The 13,491-nt window shown below is 35.3% G+C and carries 20 protein-coding genes and 1 tRNA gene; 6 read left to right on the forward strand and 15 right to left on the reverse strand.

Annotated features, from left to right (window positions below):
• Positions 1-6 precede the first annotated feature (6 nt).
• Together dusB and ACFN7Z_RS09455 are read right to left on the reverse strand one after the other, a co-directional pair.
• Positions 7-1,032, reverse strand: coding sequence for a tRNA dihydrouridine synthase DusB (gene dusB, locus ACFN7Z_RS09450; protein ID WP_004980152.1), 1,026 nt, complete (start codon positions 1,030-1,032; stop codon positions 7-9).
• A gap of 150 nt (positions 1,033-1,182) precedes the next feature.
• Positions 1,183-1,689 carry a cytochrome b gene (locus ACFN7Z_RS09455; RefSeq protein ID WP_029575006.1) on the reverse strand — a complete coding sequence of 169 codons (507 nt, stop codon included), beginning with the start codon at positions 1,687-1,689 and terminating at the stop codon, positions 1,183-1,185.
• Between the two features lie 510 nt (positions 1,690-2,199).
• Between ACFN7Z_RS09455 and ACFN7Z_RS09460 the strand changes: the two genes are divergently transcribed.
• Positions 2,200-3,462, forward strand: a complete 1,263-nt coding sequence (locus tag ACFN7Z_RS09460; protein ID WP_010326561.1) for a sensor domain-containing diguanylate cyclase — start codon at positions 2,200-2,202, stop codon at positions 3,460-3,462.
• 244 nt (positions 3,463-3,706) lie between these two features.
• Here the strand turns inward: ACFN7Z_RS09460 and ACFN7Z_RS09465 are convergent, their stop codons facing one another.
• From ACFN7Z_RS09465 to ACFN7Z_RS09475, 3 genes are all read right to left on the reverse strand, one after another.
• A complete protein-coding gene (locus ACFN7Z_RS09465; RefSeq protein WP_010326560.1) occupies positions 3,707-3,904 on the reverse strand; it encodes a hypothetical protein in 198 nt (65 codons plus the stop codon).
• A gap of 56 nt (positions 3,905-3,960) precedes the next feature.
• Positions 3,961-4,188 carry a hypothetical protein gene (locus tag ACFN7Z_RS09470; RefSeq protein ID WP_004980159.1) on the reverse strand — a complete coding sequence of 76 codons (228 nt, stop codon included), beginning with the start codon at positions 4,186-4,188 and terminating at the stop codon, positions 3,961-3,963.
• A gap of 106 nt (positions 4,189-4,294) precedes the next feature.
• The gene (locus ACFN7Z_RS09475) at positions 4,295-4,504 is read right to left on the reverse strand and encodes a cold-shock protein (RefSeq protein ID WP_004693506.1); all 210 of its coding nucleotides are present in this window, start codon (positions 4,502-4,504) and stop codon (positions 4,295-4,297) included.
• Between the two features lie 434 nt (positions 4,505-4,938).
• Between ACFN7Z_RS09475 and ACFN7Z_RS09480 the strand changes: the two genes are divergently transcribed.
• Positions 4,939-5,520, forward strand: a complete 582-nt coding sequence (locus ACFN7Z_RS09480; RefSeq protein ID WP_029575005.1) for a hypothetical protein — start codon at positions 4,939-4,941, stop codon at positions 5,518-5,520.
• Positions 5,521-5,902: 382 nt separating this feature from the next.
• On the opposite strand, the gene ACFN7Z_RS09485 is transcribed toward ACFN7Z_RS09480, so the two are convergent.
• On the reverse strand, positions 5,903-6,904 hold the full coding sequence (locus tag ACFN7Z_RS09485; RefSeq protein ID WP_010326558.1) for a zinc-binding alcohol dehydrogenase family protein: 1,002 nt from the start codon (positions 6,902-6,904) through the stop codon (positions 5,903-5,905).
• Positions 6,905-7,003: 99 nt separating this feature from the next.
• Here ACFN7Z_RS09485 and ACFN7Z_RS09490 point away from each other — a divergent pair, with 99 nt between their 5' ends.
• The gene (locus tag ACFN7Z_RS09490) at positions 7,004-7,375 is read left to right on the forward strand and encodes a helix-turn-helix domain-containing protein (RefSeq protein WP_010326557.1); all 372 of its coding nucleotides are present in this window, start codon (positions 7,004-7,006) and stop codon (positions 7,373-7,375) included.
• Positions 7,376-7,564: 189 nt separating this feature from the next.
• Here the strand turns inward: ACFN7Z_RS09490 and ACFN7Z_RS09495 are convergent.
• The 9 genes from ACFN7Z_RS09495 to ACFN7Z_RS09535 all read right to left on the reverse strand — a co-directional run bounded on the left by ACFN7Z_RS09495 (position 7,565) and on the right by ACFN7Z_RS09535 (position 10,711).
• A tRNA-Met gene (locus ACFN7Z_RS09495) sits at positions 7,565-7,641 on the reverse strand.
• 97 nt (positions 7,642-7,738) lie between these two features.
• Positions 7,739-8,026, reverse strand: a complete 288-nt coding sequence (locus ACFN7Z_RS09500; RefSeq protein WP_081241755.1) for a hypothetical protein — start codon at positions 8,024-8,026, stop codon at positions 7,739-7,741.
• A gap of 77 nt (positions 8,027-8,103) precedes the next feature.
• A complete protein-coding gene (locus ACFN7Z_RS09505) occupies positions 8,104-8,229 on the reverse strand; it encodes a hypothetical protein (RefSeq protein WP_017397253.1) in 126 nt (41 codons plus the stop codon).
• A gap of 102 nt (positions 8,230-8,331) precedes the next feature.
• Complete coding sequence (locus ACFN7Z_RS09510; RefSeq protein WP_010326556.1) at positions 8,332-8,601, reverse strand: hypothetical protein; 270 nt, start codon at positions 8,599-8,601, stop codon at positions 8,332-8,334.
• A 255-nt stretch (positions 8,602-8,856) separates the two neighbouring features.
• Positions 8,857-9,144: a head-tail connector protein gene (locus tag ACFN7Z_RS09515; protein WP_010326555.1), complete on the reverse strand. Its 288-nt coding sequence runs from the start codon at positions 9,142-9,144 to the stop codon at positions 8,857-8,859.
• A 239-nt stretch (positions 9,145-9,383) separates the two neighbouring features.
• Positions 9,384-9,719 carry an N-acetyltransferase gene (locus tag ACFN7Z_RS09520; RefSeq protein ID WP_263507264.1) on the reverse strand — a complete coding sequence of 112 codons (336 nt, stop codon included), beginning with the start codon at positions 9,717-9,719 and terminating at the stop codon, positions 9,384-9,386.
• A 2-nt stretch (positions 9,720-9,721) separates the two neighbouring features.
• Positions 9,722-9,865, reverse strand: coding sequence for a hypothetical protein (locus ACFN7Z_RS09525; RefSeq protein ID WP_224466390.1), 144 nt, complete (start codon positions 9,863-9,865; stop codon positions 9,722-9,724).
• 142 nt (positions 9,866-10,007) lie between these two features.
• Entirely contained in the window at positions 10,008-10,217 is a 210-nt protein-coding gene (locus ACFN7Z_RS09530) for a cold-shock protein (protein ID WP_004693516.1), read from the reverse strand.
• Positions 10,218-10,495: 278 nt separating this feature from the next.
• Positions 10,496-10,711: a hypothetical protein gene (locus ACFN7Z_RS09535; protein WP_004693517.1), complete on the reverse strand. Its 216-nt coding sequence runs from the start codon at positions 10,709-10,711 to the stop codon at positions 10,496-10,498.
• A 569-nt stretch (positions 10,712-11,280) separates the two neighbouring features.
• Here ACFN7Z_RS09535 and ACFN7Z_RS09540 point away from each other — a divergent pair.
• The 3 genes from ACFN7Z_RS09540 to ACFN7Z_RS09550 all read left to right on the forward strand — a co-directional run bounded on the left by ACFN7Z_RS09540 (position 11,281) and on the right by ACFN7Z_RS09550 (position 13,470).
• The gene (locus ACFN7Z_RS09540; RefSeq protein WP_004980175.1) at positions 11,281-12,486 is read left to right on the forward strand and encodes a DUF1615 family protein; all 1,206 of its coding nucleotides are present in this window, start codon (positions 11,281-11,283) and stop codon (positions 12,484-12,486) included.
• Positions 12,453-13,109 carry an HAD-IB family hydrolase gene (locus tag ACFN7Z_RS09545; RefSeq protein WP_010326553.1) on the forward strand — a complete coding sequence of 219 codons (657 nt, stop codon included), beginning with the start codon at positions 12,453-12,455 and terminating at the stop codon, positions 13,107-13,109. The genes ACFN7Z_RS09540 and ACFN7Z_RS09545 overlap by 34 nt, the downstream gene beginning before the upstream one ends.
• Positions 13,110-13,269: 160 nt before the next feature.
• Entirely contained in the window at positions 13,270-13,470 is a 201-nt protein-coding gene (locus ACFN7Z_RS09550; protein WP_010326552.1) for a hypothetical protein, read from the forward strand.
• The last annotated feature ends 21 nt before the right edge of the window (positions 13,471-13,491 follow it).

Raw genomic sequence — 13,491 nt, forward strand, 5'->3', positions numbered from 1 at the left:
CTTTATTTATTTAGTTTCCAATAAATTGACCTGTTCAACCTGTACGTCATTCATGGTTTCACCATGAATGAGTAATTGGTCAAAGTAGTCTGCGACCACTTTAAATTGTTCAGTAGTACTTTCCACTTTGTACATGTTCTGACGAAACTCATTACTTGAACGTAAACCTTTGGTGTACCAAGCAATATGTTTACGTGCAATTCGGCAGCCCGAATATTCCCCATAAAATGCATACAGTTCGGCAAGATGTCCAAGTAGAACTTCTTTTACTTCTTGAATGCTTGGTGCAGCCAAATGTTCACCTGTTTCCAAATAATGTGCGATTTCACGAAATATCCATGGACGCCCTTGCGCAGCGCGACCAATCATAATTGCATCTGCACCGGTATAATCGAGTACATATTTCGCTTTTTCTGGACTATCAATATCCCCATTGGCAACCACTGGTATACGAATCAGCTGTTTTACTTCTTTAATTAAATCATAACGAGCCGTATTCAAATACATGTCTTCACGGGTCCGCCCATGCAATGCTAACGCAGCAATACCCGCCTCTTCCGCTCGTTTCGCTACACGCAAGATATTTTCATGACCATTTAAGAAACCCAACCGTGTTTTAAGTGTGACAGGTACATCAACTGCAGCCACAACTTCATCCAAAATTCGAGCCACCAAGTCTTCATCTTTTAAAAGTGCAGAACCCGCCAGCTTATTACAGACTTTCTTGGCAGGACACCCCATATTAATGTCCACAATTTGAGCACCATTTGAGACCTGATATCGTGCAGCTTCCGCTAACTCTTTGGGATCTGATCCTGCAATTTGCGCTGAAATAGGCGCCAATTCACCATCAAAATTAGCACGATATAGGCTTTTTTTACTCATCCGTAACGTTTGGTCTGATGTCATCATTTCACTGACAGCATGCCCTGCACCAAAGTATTTGCACAGAGACCTAAATGGACGGTCAGTTACGCCTGCCATCGGAGCCACAATCAAATTATTTGACAGTTGATACGGACCAATATACATATGAATTCATCACTTTTTCGACCGGCACAGTATACTGCATCTACACTTTCAGCTCATCTTTTATCATGTGTTCTGTGACTACGAAATACTCATAATATAAAAATGCCAGACGAATCTAAAAGGCAACCATATGATAGCCTCTAAATCACATCATTTTTTAAAAAGCATACTTTTTAGGACATTATCTTTGAAAATGAAGTGGTGAATCAATGCCGCACAGGCATGTAAACCCACGAGTGCAATAAAGAGATTCCCTAAAAATTGATGCGCATCTGCAATATAGTCACTCCCCCAAACAGTGCTCAAAAGCGGTAAATTTAACGATAAAACTTGGAAATTATCAGTAAAACTCGATAATGTCATCCAGCCCGCAATTGGAACAATACATAGGCTTAAGTAAAGGAAAAATCTGACCGTTTTAAATAACACTATTTGATAAGAATTAATTATTTCAGTTTTAGGAATACTTTTTCTATACAGAAAAACAAAACTCAATCTCAAAAAAAATAAAATAAATATTAAAATCCCACCTGCAACATGAATCTGGCCTTTCCAGTCTGTTATTGTGGGATCACCTGCAGTCAGATACACCATTGCAACTAAAGCAAGGGTAATCCAATGCATGATTATTATAGGTTTTGGATAGTTATTCTTCATCGCTTTTCCTAAGTTTTAAATATTTTTATAAAACGGAGCTGTTAAAAAAAGCTTAAGCGAAAAATGTAAAAAAAAATAGAATGCTCAGCTTTTCATTCAAGCTAGGCTTTACTTAAACCTTAAAAATCAATTACCTGCCTATCCACTATTTCCAACATCTTGTAGATTAAAGTACTTTTAAGTACAACATCCTTCATCCCTTCAAGTATTCCTTACATCCTTTGTAAAACTTCTGGTTGAACATTTGTGCTACATCAACTTTTCTGATCACAATATTCTGCTATCTTTAATTTATTATTATATCCGTAGCAATAGCCCTAATATCTTTTAGATTGTTCCATAAATTGCATCTTCCATGCACATGACATAGGCAACCATATCAATCATTTTATAGGTTGTTGATTATATTGTATAAACTATAAATCAGCATTATTCATTAATTTAAATTCTAATTTATGATATTAATAAGAATAGGTACAACAATAAAGAAACATAGTGATTCACTCCAATATGCCTCAATATTCTGAACACAAAAAATTAACAGCGACTGAATTAAATAGTTTAATGGCTTTGGCAATTCAGCAATCATTTAATGCGATCGTCATTACAAATGCATGCTTTGAGAATAATGGCCCACACATCCTTTTCTGCAATCCAGCATTTTGTGAAATGACAGGTTATAGCGAAGAAGAGTTAATTGGACAATCGCCCCGTATCTTACAAGGGCCTGAGACAGATCTAACCGTGATTCAGGAATTAAAAGACTGCATATCTCAAGGACTATTTTTCCATAACCATACGATTAATTATCGCAAAGATAAAACACCGTACGATGTAGAGTGGAACATCTCCCCGATTAAAACTGAAACAGGTGAAATCACCCATTTTGTATCCGTTCAACGAGATATCACGGAAAAAAACGAAAGTCTTAAATATCAAGCGATGCTGGTTGCAGCAATCAATACAACACCCGATACGATAGTGATCACGGATGATCAAGCTAAAATTAAATTTATGAATCATGCCGCAGAGGAACTCTCGGGCTACACCCTAGCAGATTTAAAAGATGAACCTATCACAAAATTATATCCACATGATCAAAAGCTGATAGAACTACAAAGAATAAAAAATCAGGATATTGAAAATAAAGACCATGTATATGAAAAGCATTTCTTAGAGCTCGTTTCATCCCCTCTAAAAGACCGTAATGGCACAATTACACACAATGTGAGTATCGGTAGAAATATTAATCATCATATCGAGATCAAGAGTCAACTTGAAGAGTGGGCCAATTACGACAGTTTGACGAGTATTTTTAATCGTCGCTATGGTGAACATCTTCTAGATACCATTCAAAAAGACATGTGCAATGAAGATAACTCTTGCTGCGTGTTATTGGCTGATATCGATTACTTTAAAACCATTAATGATACTCATGGTCATGCATTAGGAGATAAGGTCTTACAACAAGTCATGCATGAGCTCTCCAAAAATTTGCGTAGCAAGGACACTCTCATTCGTTGGGGAGGAGACGAAATATTAATCGTATTACCAAGTATCAAACTAGATTCAGCTTTGAAAATGGCTGATCGACTACGCACAGTCATTGAATCTTGTAAGTTTCCGAGGATTGAAGAAGTGACTATGTCCTTTGGAGTAGTGACTTGGAAAAGGAAAGAGCTTAAAACAACTGTTCTACGAAGAGCAGACGAGCAATTATATCTTGCTAAAGCAAATGGACGTAACTGTATATTTCCACACTCAGTACCTTAAGCTAAAATCCATTTGTAGTACAAAAATCATTCAATTTATCCATTCACAAAAGATTTTTTGCTAGGAATACTTTTTAGCTATGTCATTAAACCACTTATTAACAAAAGTGTTCTGCCTGACATAGCCCTCTTCAAATTATCTAAAATAACTGTTCTATAATTCAAATAGATTTGAGGAGGAGTAATTGGGGCTGATTAAGATAATGTAGTATTAGTCATCACGACCAAATTAAAACTAATAACATTCAGATCAACTTGAAAATTTTACCGCTATTGAGACTTTGGAAGAACATTTCAAAACCAGGACGAATATCTTCGCCATCAACAGTGATATATCTTAAATTTGAATGCAACATTGTGCTGCAAGAGTTTTTATCTACAGTTGCCTGAATAGAGTATTCAGTACCGAATTGATCTTTGACAGTAACATTTTTCTTTAACATTTTTTCTATACCTATAATATTAATTCATTTAAAAAACAATATAATCAAATATTTAGTTAGGCAACTTTATAGTTAAATTTAAATAATTGATTTAAAGCGGTATAGAATGTTCTACCATCTAAATTTAAGTCCACTTCGATTCCAGACTGAAGCAGCACACGCTTACCCACTTCAATAGATTTCAAGCCATCACGGGTATTTTGCATTTTATTTAGAGGAATTAACGAGACTATAATTTCAGTACCATTTGAAGATTTAGCAATTAATGTATTAAGTTTTTTCAAATTTCACCAGTTTTTTTCATATATTCCAACAAGGAATAATTATTTAATTAATAATTTTTAGTCATTAAAAAAGCACTGTTCAGTGCTTTTTTATATTTAATGCTTCTTATAAAGCAACAATATTTACAGCATTTGGGCCTTTTTGACCTTGCTCTATGCTGAATGACACTTGTTGGCCTTCATGCAATGTTTTAAAACCTGAACTAGCGATTTCGCGAAAGTGAGCAAAAACATCTGGACCAGATTCTTGTTGAATGAAACCAAAGCCTTTAGTTTCATTAAACCATTTAACTGTACCGGTAACTGTAGTAGACATAATATATCCTGCTGAATTTTAATAATTTTAGTCAAAAATAAATGACTAGATGTAACTTTGAAAATAATAAAAGTGGAGCTTAAGATCTGAAACAACGGAGGATTATGACTAAAACTGCGATACTTAAAGAAGATTTACTAAACATTACTTTTTTCTAGTTAGGCCAAGTATACATGAAAAAAATAAATATTCAAGTTATTTATAGCTGTCATAAATTTTAATTATATTAAGTGTTCCCTGCAATGAATTGAATCGTCCTTAAAAATAGTAGTTGTAGCATCTAAAAAGCCTTAGTCGTATGTTGAGCTTTAGAATAGCTTGAGCCAAAACATTGAGGCTAGAGATGAAATTTCAAACGTCTCGCATAGGGTGTACTATGGGTTCATTCTGGATAAATAAAATAGCCTTTAAATAAAATTTTTTTAGGATCAATAATGAATAATAAAGTTAGATTAATCTTTTGCATCGCCCTACTCTCAAATTTGGGAGCATGTGTTGGCAATATGAACCCTACAGGCGGCAATGGTAGGCCTGATTATCCTTATTACACCACGACACAACCAATGATCGTGAAAAAGATCAATGTACCTATAGGCACAAAACTAGAATATGAAGAACAACATTTTAAATCAGGCCAACAAGATTCATTACTGAATGAAAAAAAACTCATCAGGATTTCCTTCCCAGAAGATCAATCAATGAATTGGGCTGGTGTACCCATTGGTTTTATTCACAAATATTTTAACTCAGAAATGAAAGGCTTCAGCGTTTATGCACGTTTCAACCAACTCCCAAGCAATAAACAGACACGTTTTTCTCAACTTTGGCAGAAATGTAGTGATGACTTAGGCATTCGTGTTAAAAATACGGATGATTGGACATTCAATCTCAATAATATCGCCGATATCGATAGTTGTAGTGTGAATTATCAACGATACTTTAAAGATAACGTCCAACAACAACATTATCTTGATCAGCTTTACCAAGAAATGCAAAAAGCAGGAACAGTGAAATAGCTCTTGGGTGTTCAAATAATCACAATTATACGAAATCTTCTGTGCCTAAGATTTTTAATACTCGCAAAGCAATGTTTTGATTTAACTTAAATAAGAATAAAGCGCTACACGGCGCTCTATCTAGACTTATGCTGAGAATAATATATTAAATCAAAGTTGTGTGTTTTATTCTTTACAACATAATACTTAATGAATTGAAAAAATTACTCCAAAAGCTCTTTATTATATGTACATGAGTGAAACGAATTTCGAAAAAAGGACAACCATCCTAGTGCGCTGAACCCTAGAATGGCCTTGCTGAGAATATTGATCCTAATTGTATAGTTTCAAGTGTTTAACTTAAAAATTAACCCACTTATTTAAGTTGAGCTTAAAACTATAGTTAAAAGCCTTCCAAAACGATTTTTCCTTTCGCTCGGCCAGTTTCAATCAGTTCATGAGCAAGTTTTAAATTTTTCGCATTAATTTTGCCTAAAGTCTGATTCAGCGTGGTTTTAATTCTGTGGTTATCTACCAGTTCTGCAACCTGATGTAATAGCTGAGATTGTTGTTCAATATCTGTAGTATTGAACATTGAACGTGTAAACATGAACTCCCAATGTACAGAAACTGACTTAGACTTAAACTCAACGATATCCAGTGATTTCGGATCATCAATTAAGCCAAACTTTCCTTGTGGAGCAATTAGCTTAGAGATTTGAGGAAGATACGTTTCTGTTTGATTGGTTGAAAAAATATATCGAGGTGCGTCTAAACCCAATGCTTTGATTTGCGTGTTTAAATCTTCGGTATGATCGATGACATAGTCAGCCCCTAAAGACTTAACCCATGCTTTAGTCTCTTCCCTAGATGCTGTAGCAATAACTCTTAAATTTGTCTTCGCTTTGAGTAATTGAATCGCAATAGACCCTACACCGCCAGCGCCTCCAATCACTAAAATATTATCAAATTTGTCTAAATCAACATTGAAACGATCAAATAACATTTCCCACGCTGTAATAGCGGTTAATGGCAGCGCAGCAGCTTCAGCATCACTCAGGCTTTGAGGTTTTAAGCTAACAATACGCTCATCTACTGCTTGATATTCCGCATTACTCCCATCCCGAGTTAAATCACCTGCATACCAGACCTGATCTCCGACTTTAAAATGTTGCACGCCAGAACCGACTTCAACAACCTCACCCACTGCATCCCATCCTAAGATACGTGTGTTGCCTACTGCTACTGGGTTTCGTCTAACCTTAGTATCGACAGGGTTAACCGAGATCGCTTTGACTTTAACCAACAAATCCCGATCTTTTAAGGTCGGCATTGTTTTTTCAATATCTACCAGTGGATTTTGAAATCCATGATCCATACCGTCAATATAAGAAATAGCCTTCATTCACTTGTCCTCTTGTTTTGTTATTTGAGTTTACTTAATATTCTTTTTTAAGTTATACAGACAAATTCGTCTTATAGTTACCAAAAGGATACTATTGAAATGGGTAAGCTAAAACATTCACGTTTTGATTGCACACCAGGATGTTCTGTTGAAGCTGACATAGGCTTACTTGATGGTAAATGGAAGAGTATTATCTTGTGGCATTTATTAGAAGACGACGTTTTAAGGTTTAATGAACTGAGAAAGAAAATTCCAAATGTCACTCAAAAAATGCTCACTAGACAATTACGTGAACTTGAAGAGGATCAACTGATTCTACGAAAGGTTTATGCCGTTGTTCCACCTAAAGTAGAATATCGATTATCTACACTCGGTACTTCTTTAGCACCTATTTTGGTTGCATTAAAACAATGGGGGGATAAAAATATTGGTTTATTTGGAAAACCCATTATGCCTTTAGAATCAGAATAAGACTTAAACCTGTTTTACGTCACTTACAACTCTGATGTTTTCTAGAAATACTGTGCTTTCACTGCTTACACACCATTCCAGTAACTTGTATAAAAGCACGTTCTTAGAAACCGCTATGTATAAAATTAACTAGCCATAAAAAAAGCCTAATCTGTGAAGACTAGGCTATAAACTTTGAATCTTTTTCGTTGGTAGCGGGAGCTGGATTTGAACCAACGACCTTCGGGTTATGAGCCCGACGAGCTACCAGACTGCTCCATCCCGCATCAACGAGTTAGCTTTATACGCCCTAAGCGTGCACAAAGCAAACTTTATTTGTAATATAAGCCGTTATTACATAAGCAGCATACAAAATACTAGTGTTTAACCAATGCTTGCTTCAGTGATAAAAGCAGGATGTAAAGCTCTATAGATGCTTAATCTTGTTTTTTCACTGTCTAAAAATGACCTAGGCTCTTCAGACCATATTGATTTCCTAGAATCAAGACCCGAATGACTTAAAGCCCAATCAGAAACAGTACTATAAACAAAAGTATTATCAGCGAAAACTAATTTTGTCTTCCTTCCTACACTACTTATAAGAACTTTATGTGTAGGTAATGATCCAAATGTACTAATTTGGGTGTAAATGTATTTATAGGTTTCAGACATAGAAAAAAGTACTTAAATGACAGCGCTACTATACCATTTTAACTCTTGAAAAAGCCCACCATTTGGCGAGCTTTTTCTTACTGATCTTTATCCATGGAATGTGGCGTTGTAGTTTTATCCTGCTCTTTCGTATCTGTATCTCTTTTTTGGCATGCCGTTAATCCCAGCATTAAAACTAAACTTACTATTGCAAATATTTTCATCATTTTTGCCTAGCACGATTTAAAAATATAACTTATCAAAATCTAGAGATTTAAATGTTTAATTTATGAAACAACATGATTCTCTTCTTACAAATGAGGTGCTTAGCGATTTAGAGCTTTATGTGCCCAATGAATAAATTTTTCCTTTTCATGGAAATGTGGAATATTTAATAAATGAATATGAGTAACCTCACCGAAATTACCTGAAATTTTATTCGGGGCCAAAACAACAAAATTCCTCTTATCCCCCACATGTAACTCCCTAAAGAATTCCATAACTTTAAAATGAAGATTCAGAGCAGTGAATCCTTCTCTTTCAATTAGAAAGTCATAGATTTGGCTGAGTACATGTAATTCAAATTTTTTGTTCATGATCTTTTATTCTCATAATTATTTTAACAATCGGTATAATTTAACCTAATTTTATTTTTTGTTAAAGCAGATAAAAAACCCAGCCTCTGGAGAATCAATAGAGCTGGGTTAATGAAACATCATTGTCAAATTTTATTTTATTCTTGAAATTGATTCTAACGCACAAACCCAATAAATGCAAATAATTCTCAATTACAATGCAGTGATTTCAAATATACCATGCCTAAAGATACATACAATTATCTACATCACCTATCAAACAGTGGGCTTACGATATAGATTAAGCAAAGAGAGTACGGGTATCGGGAGGTAGTTACCATTCACAGACACCTCTCCCCCATCTTTTCTGTGCTGTTCCCAGTATTCAATTAATAGTAAAGCAGCTTGTTTAATGGCAGATGGATATTCCGATCCAAAATTATCTGTAATATAATTTTTAATTATAGCGTCAGCAGCAACAATAAAGCTTTTTAATGAGGCATCATTGCTATCATCGGCATAGTGTAAGTGGCGCTTCACTTCATGTAATTCAACAATACTCATAAATCACTCCATTTTTCCGAGTCAGCTTTTACACTTTCATCACTAAACTCGTTCCTAGAGTCTTTTAGGGTGTCATAGCAAATATCACAATTTCACCTCATTCCTATTCTCATATTGATTACTTGGCATTGAAATCCCTTTATCTAGGGATTTTTCTACTATTCTTAATCAGTCCTTCAAAAGATTTCTTATAGATCAATTAATATTTGTTCATATATTTTTTAAATAAGCCATTCAGGCTAAAAAACTAAATCTTTTCGATCTGCTTTTAAATAAACTTCAGGTGCACTATATAAATCAGAGATAATTGCAACTTCTTGAGCACCTAACAAATCTTCATAAATTTTTCTTGCGAAGTTATTCACGCCTGTCGTCACCAGTACGTTTTTTATCTTCTGATTTCTTTGCAATAATTCATTCTCAACGTCCTTAAGCGAGTCTATAATTAGTTTTTTGCTTAATCCCAAACCTTGAAAATCTGGATGGATCGCTATTTGATCTAGTTCCAGTATCACTTCCTCTCGAAAGCCAGACTTTTGAGCCCAAAAAATATAGCCAACCGTTTTATCAGACACGATTACGTGACAAAAAACCGAGGATAAGCCGCAAGTGTTGATGCTATCCATTGCTTAGAATCTGCTTGACGTATAAATGATTTGTGATGAATTTCTGCGATGTCTGTTAAATCATTTTGATGTGCTTTTCTAACTAATTTTTCCATGAACTCATATCGTTACCTGTTTAACTGAAGATTCTATCAATCCCTAAAGGCAGCGGAATTACGGGATCTTAACAACGAATAGTAAACAAGCTGCCATTAAAAAACCCGCTAACTGAAGCGGGTTTTTTAATTCACAATATTCTTAGATTACTGTGATAGAGCTTGCTTGAGGGCCTTTTTTGCCAGCTACAATCGTAAACTGAACACGTTGACCTTCATTCAACACTTTGAAACCGTTTGATTGGATTTCGCTAAAGTGTGCAAAAACGTCTTCTCCAGTATCGCTAGAAATAAAACCAAAGCCTTTAGTTTCATTAAACCACTTAACGGTACCAGTTGTAATGTTTGACATAAATATTCTCTTAAATTTTGAAAAATATAAGAATTAATCTTTTAAATCATATACATCGGATAAACCGCAGAGTTGAATCAATTGCGAAATAACTTTAGTAAATACAATAAAATAAATAATTCTAATACACTATCACTATAAGCTTTTTAGCGCGCAATAGATAGACCTTAACATATTATTTTATTGCTACCACCCAACCCCACATGAAATGCTTTTTCATCGATATTGATAAGAAAATCTTCACTAAAAGCGAATAAAGCTTATTTACCCGCTTCTAGCTAATTTTTCTTTCCTAAAATCAACTCAACTTGATGAGTAACATCCCATATTTTCATTTCTGCATGTCGCCAAAAATTAAAGACTTGATCGCCCTTAACATACTTTTGCTTGATATAGCTCGATGATTTATTTTGATCTATCTCTTTTGCATTAAATCGCATCTTATTTAAAATCACTACTTGACCATCCAAGTCACCACCAATACAGATATTCATATTGTTCTGCCTGCTAAGTAACAATTAAACTATAGCACAAATAGAAAAGCCTACTCTTTGATAAGCTTTTGAGGCTTGTTATCGAGCCTTTGGCTGTACTCCATAACTATTGTTCATAGTTCATCGAAAATTAGAAACATCGTTTTGATATCTTTTTTGCATGATGGTCACGCCCAAAGATGACTTGTAATGACAAAGTAAGGCCTATCCTATCTCTTAAGCGTGAGTTGTATTAGGAATTAGATGCCTTTTAAAGTTGTCATCCTATTCATTGAACTATTTTCTGTTTAATTTATTAAAAAAAAGAATTTCAAAAAATGGAAATATCATAAGTTAAACTCTCCTCAATCTATTGCACAAATTTTGCGCCAGCCGTCATAATAAAACCGATAACAGACTAAATAATACTCATTATCCTTAATAATCGAACCCACCCAGCATCGGAACAGCAATCAAATGATTTGACAGTTGATATCGACCAATATACATATAAACTCATCACTTTTTCGACCGACATAGTATACTGCAACTGCTGTTTCGGCTCACCTTTTATCATGTGTTCTCTGTTTATGAATAAAAAGCTGTTTCTTTCTTCTGGTTTAAAAACACTAAGTGTCTTGGCCATATCTATAGGCTTAACTGCCTGCGGTGATCGTTCATGGTGGACAGATGATGAGCCTAAGCTCAATGCTGAACAAATCGCACGCATCATTCCTGGACGCGTAAATGACCGCCGTTCATGGGCTGAAGATATTTACGATATTTCAGAACAGTTTGGCATTCCTCAAAATAAAGAGAATATGTGTTCGATCATTGCCGTGGTTGATCAAGAGTCTAACTTTGTTGCAGATCCACAAGTTTATGGTTTAGGTGAAAAAGCGGTTAAAGAAGTCCAAGATCGCTTAGATGAAAAATTTAAAGATAAGCTCGGCGATGCCATTGGTGGCACCATCGCAGGCTATTTCCAACAGGTTTTAAAAGAGCAGCCGAGTCCTGAAGATAACTATTTAAGTCAAATGCGCCGCGTTAAAACAGAACGCGAACTGGATGAACTGTACCGTGAAATTTTTGACTATATGTCAAAGCACTATCACGTCAGTGCGCTCACAGGTGCAGCCAAACTTGTCGGTCAGGACGTAGGCGAAAAAATGAACCCGATTACCACGTTGGGTTCAATGCAAGTGCATATCGGTTATGCCAAAGATAATAAACGTGAAGGTGGCAGCATGGCTGACCTACGTACCGACCTTTATAGCCAATATGGTGGTCTGTATTACGGTATTCACCGCCTGATGATGTACCCTGCTGACTATGACAAACCGCTCTACCGTTTTGCCGACTATAACTCAGGTATGTACTCAAGTCGAAATGCAGCCTTCCAAAGTATGTTGAATGACTTAACTGAAGCAGAACTTGATTTAGACGGCGACCTGTTACTTTATGGCAAAGATGGCTCACCTAAATCTGCAAAAAGCCAATCAGAACGTGAACTCATCAGTGTTTTCGCTCAGCACAATATTTTGGTTACGCCGCGTCAAATTCGCTCTGACCTGAAAAAAGAGAAAGAGAAGAAATTTGAAGATACAGCAACCTATCGCGCGGTGGCTAAGCTTTATCAAGAAGTCACTAAAAAAGAACCTTTCTATGCCATGATGCCAGAAGTTGTCATTTCTGGTCCAAAGCTCAGCCGTGACTATAATACCAACTGGTTTGCCACTCGTGTCAATGGACGTTATCAAACATGCATGCAACGTGCAAAGCGCATAAAAATCTAGCCTTATTTGACTTTGATGGTACCCTGTATGACAAAGACAGTTTTACAGGGTTCATCTTCTATGTACATTCAAAACGGCATATTGCTCTACAAGGCTTAAAAGTTCTGCCTTATATTCAAAGTTATTATTTAGGTTTTTATCCTGCCCATCATATGCGCTCTAAACTCTTCCATGCGATGTTTAAGCAAGCTGAAGTGAGCGAAATTGACGCTTATGCAAAACGCTATGCAGAAGTCTTAATCAAAGGACTCAACCCAGCACTTTATAGGCAACTAAAACAACACCAAAGTTTGGGCGATGATGTGGTTTTGGTCTCTGCTTCAATTGATATCTATTTAAAATATGTGTGTGAAATACTCTCAATTGAACTGATCTGTACCAGAGTTGAACAAGACCAACAACGCTATACAGGGCGCTATCTGACTGCGGACTGTAGCTGTGAGTACAAAGCTCAACGTATCCAAGAAAAATATGAGCTAGATAGCTATCATGCCGTTTATGCTTATGGGAATAGCATTGAAGATAAACAAATGTTGTCTTTGGCTGATTTTAGCTATTTGGTAGGGACAGATTTAAGCCTTCCCGACTTGTCAAAAACATCAAATCATCGTCAAATAAGCTAATTATTAAGAATAGATTAATAATTAATCATGTTGAATTTTTTAAAATATTTATTATTAAAATTCAGCATGTTTTATTTACCAAAAAATATATTTATGATAAATTTTGCCTAATAAAAATATTTTGAGAACCATTCCACTTAAATTATAAAAAGGCATCAGTATGGAACAGTTATCTCCACCCAAGTATGTCAAAGGTCTTTCGATCAAATTCGGTGAAAGTCCCTTTGTATTATTGGCGCAGTTCGCTTTTAATGCTTCAAAACAAAAATGGTTAAAACACGAAATTGAACATGTGCTCAATATCGCCAAACAAGGTGATTACAATCATCTGGTAAAGACATTACGTCAATTTAGTAAATAACAAAAAAAGCCACTTCAAATG

It is taken from the genome of Acinetobacter sp. P1332 (assembly GCF_044057475.1).
Classification (GTDB): domain Bacteria; phylum Pseudomonadota; class Gammaproteobacteria; order Pseudomonadales; family Moraxellaceae; genus Acinetobacter; species Acinetobacter johnsonii.

What these genes read in the sequence shown, in the direction of transcription:
- dusB (WP_004980152.1), bottom strand. Translation starts at nt 1,032, where the DNA reads ATGTATATTGGTCCGTATCAACTGTCAAATAATTTGATTGTGGCTCCG.
- ACFN7Z_RS09455 (WP_029575006.1), bottom strand. Translation starts at nt 1,689, where the DNA reads ATGAAGAATAACTATCCAAAACCTATAATAATCATGCATTGGATTACC.
- ACFN7Z_RS09460 (WP_010326561.1), top strand. Translation starts at nt 2,200, where the DNA reads ATGCCTCAATATTCTGAACACAAAAAATTAACAGCGACTGAATTAAAT.
- ACFN7Z_RS09465 (WP_010326560.1), bottom strand. Translation starts at nt 3,904, where the DNA reads ATGTTAAAGAAAAATGTTACTGTCAAAGATCAATTCGGTACTGAATAC.
- ACFN7Z_RS09475 (WP_004693506.1), bottom strand. Translation starts at nt 4,504, where the DNA reads ATGTCTACTACAGTTACCGGTACAGTTAAATGGTTTAATGAAACTAAA.
- ACFN7Z_RS09480 (WP_029575005.1), top strand. Translation starts at nt 4,939, where the DNA reads ATGAATAATAAAGTTAGATTAATCTTTTGCATCGCCCTACTCTCAAAT.
- ACFN7Z_RS09485 (WP_010326558.1), bottom strand. Translation starts at nt 6,904, where the DNA reads ATGAAGGCTATTTCTTATATTGACGGTATGGATCATGGATTTCAAAAT.
- ACFN7Z_RS09490 (WP_010326557.1), top strand. Translation starts at nt 7,004, where the DNA reads ATGGGTAAGCTAAAACATTCACGTTTTGATTGCACACCAGGATGTTCT.
- ACFN7Z_RS09500 (WP_081241755.1), bottom strand. Translation starts at nt 8,026, where the DNA reads ATGTCTGAAACCTATAAATACATTTACACCCAAATTAGTACATTTGGA.
- ACFN7Z_RS09505 (WP_017397253.1), bottom strand. Translation starts at nt 8,229, where the DNA reads ATGAAAATATTTGCAATAGTAAGTTTAGTTTTAATGCTGGGATTAACG.
- ACFN7Z_RS09510 (WP_010326556.1), bottom strand. Translation starts at nt 8,601, where the DNA reads ATGAACAAAAAATTTGAATTACATGTACTCAGCCAAATCTATGACTTT.
- ACFN7Z_RS09515 (WP_010326555.1), bottom strand. Translation starts at nt 9,144, where the DNA reads ATGAGTATTGTTGAATTACATGAAGTGAAGCGCCACTTACACTATGCC.
- ACFN7Z_RS09525 (WP_224466390.1), bottom strand. Translation starts at nt 9,865, where the DNA reads ATGGAAAAATTAGTTAGAAAAGCACATCAAAATGATTTAACAGACATC.
- ACFN7Z_RS09530 (WP_004693516.1), bottom strand. Translation starts at nt 10,217, where the DNA reads ATGTCAAACATTACAACTGGTACCGTTAAGTGGTTTAATGAAACTAAA.
- ACFN7Z_RS09535 (WP_004693517.1), bottom strand. Translation starts at nt 10,711, where the DNA reads ATGAATATCTGTATTGGTGGTGACTTGGATGGTCAAGTAGTGATTTTA.
- ACFN7Z_RS09540 (WP_004980175.1), top strand. Translation starts at nt 11,281, where the DNA reads ATGAATAAAAAGCTGTTTCTTTCTTCTGGTTTAAAAACACTAAGTGTC.
- ACFN7Z_RS09545 (WP_010326553.1), top strand. Translation starts at nt 12,453, where the DNA reads ATGCATGCAACGTGCAAAGCGCATAAAAATCTAGCCTTATTTGACTTT.
- ACFN7Z_RS09550 (WP_010326552.1), top strand. Translation starts at nt 13,270, where the DNA reads ATGGAACAGTTATCTCCACCCAAGTATGTCAAAGGTCTTTCGATCAAA.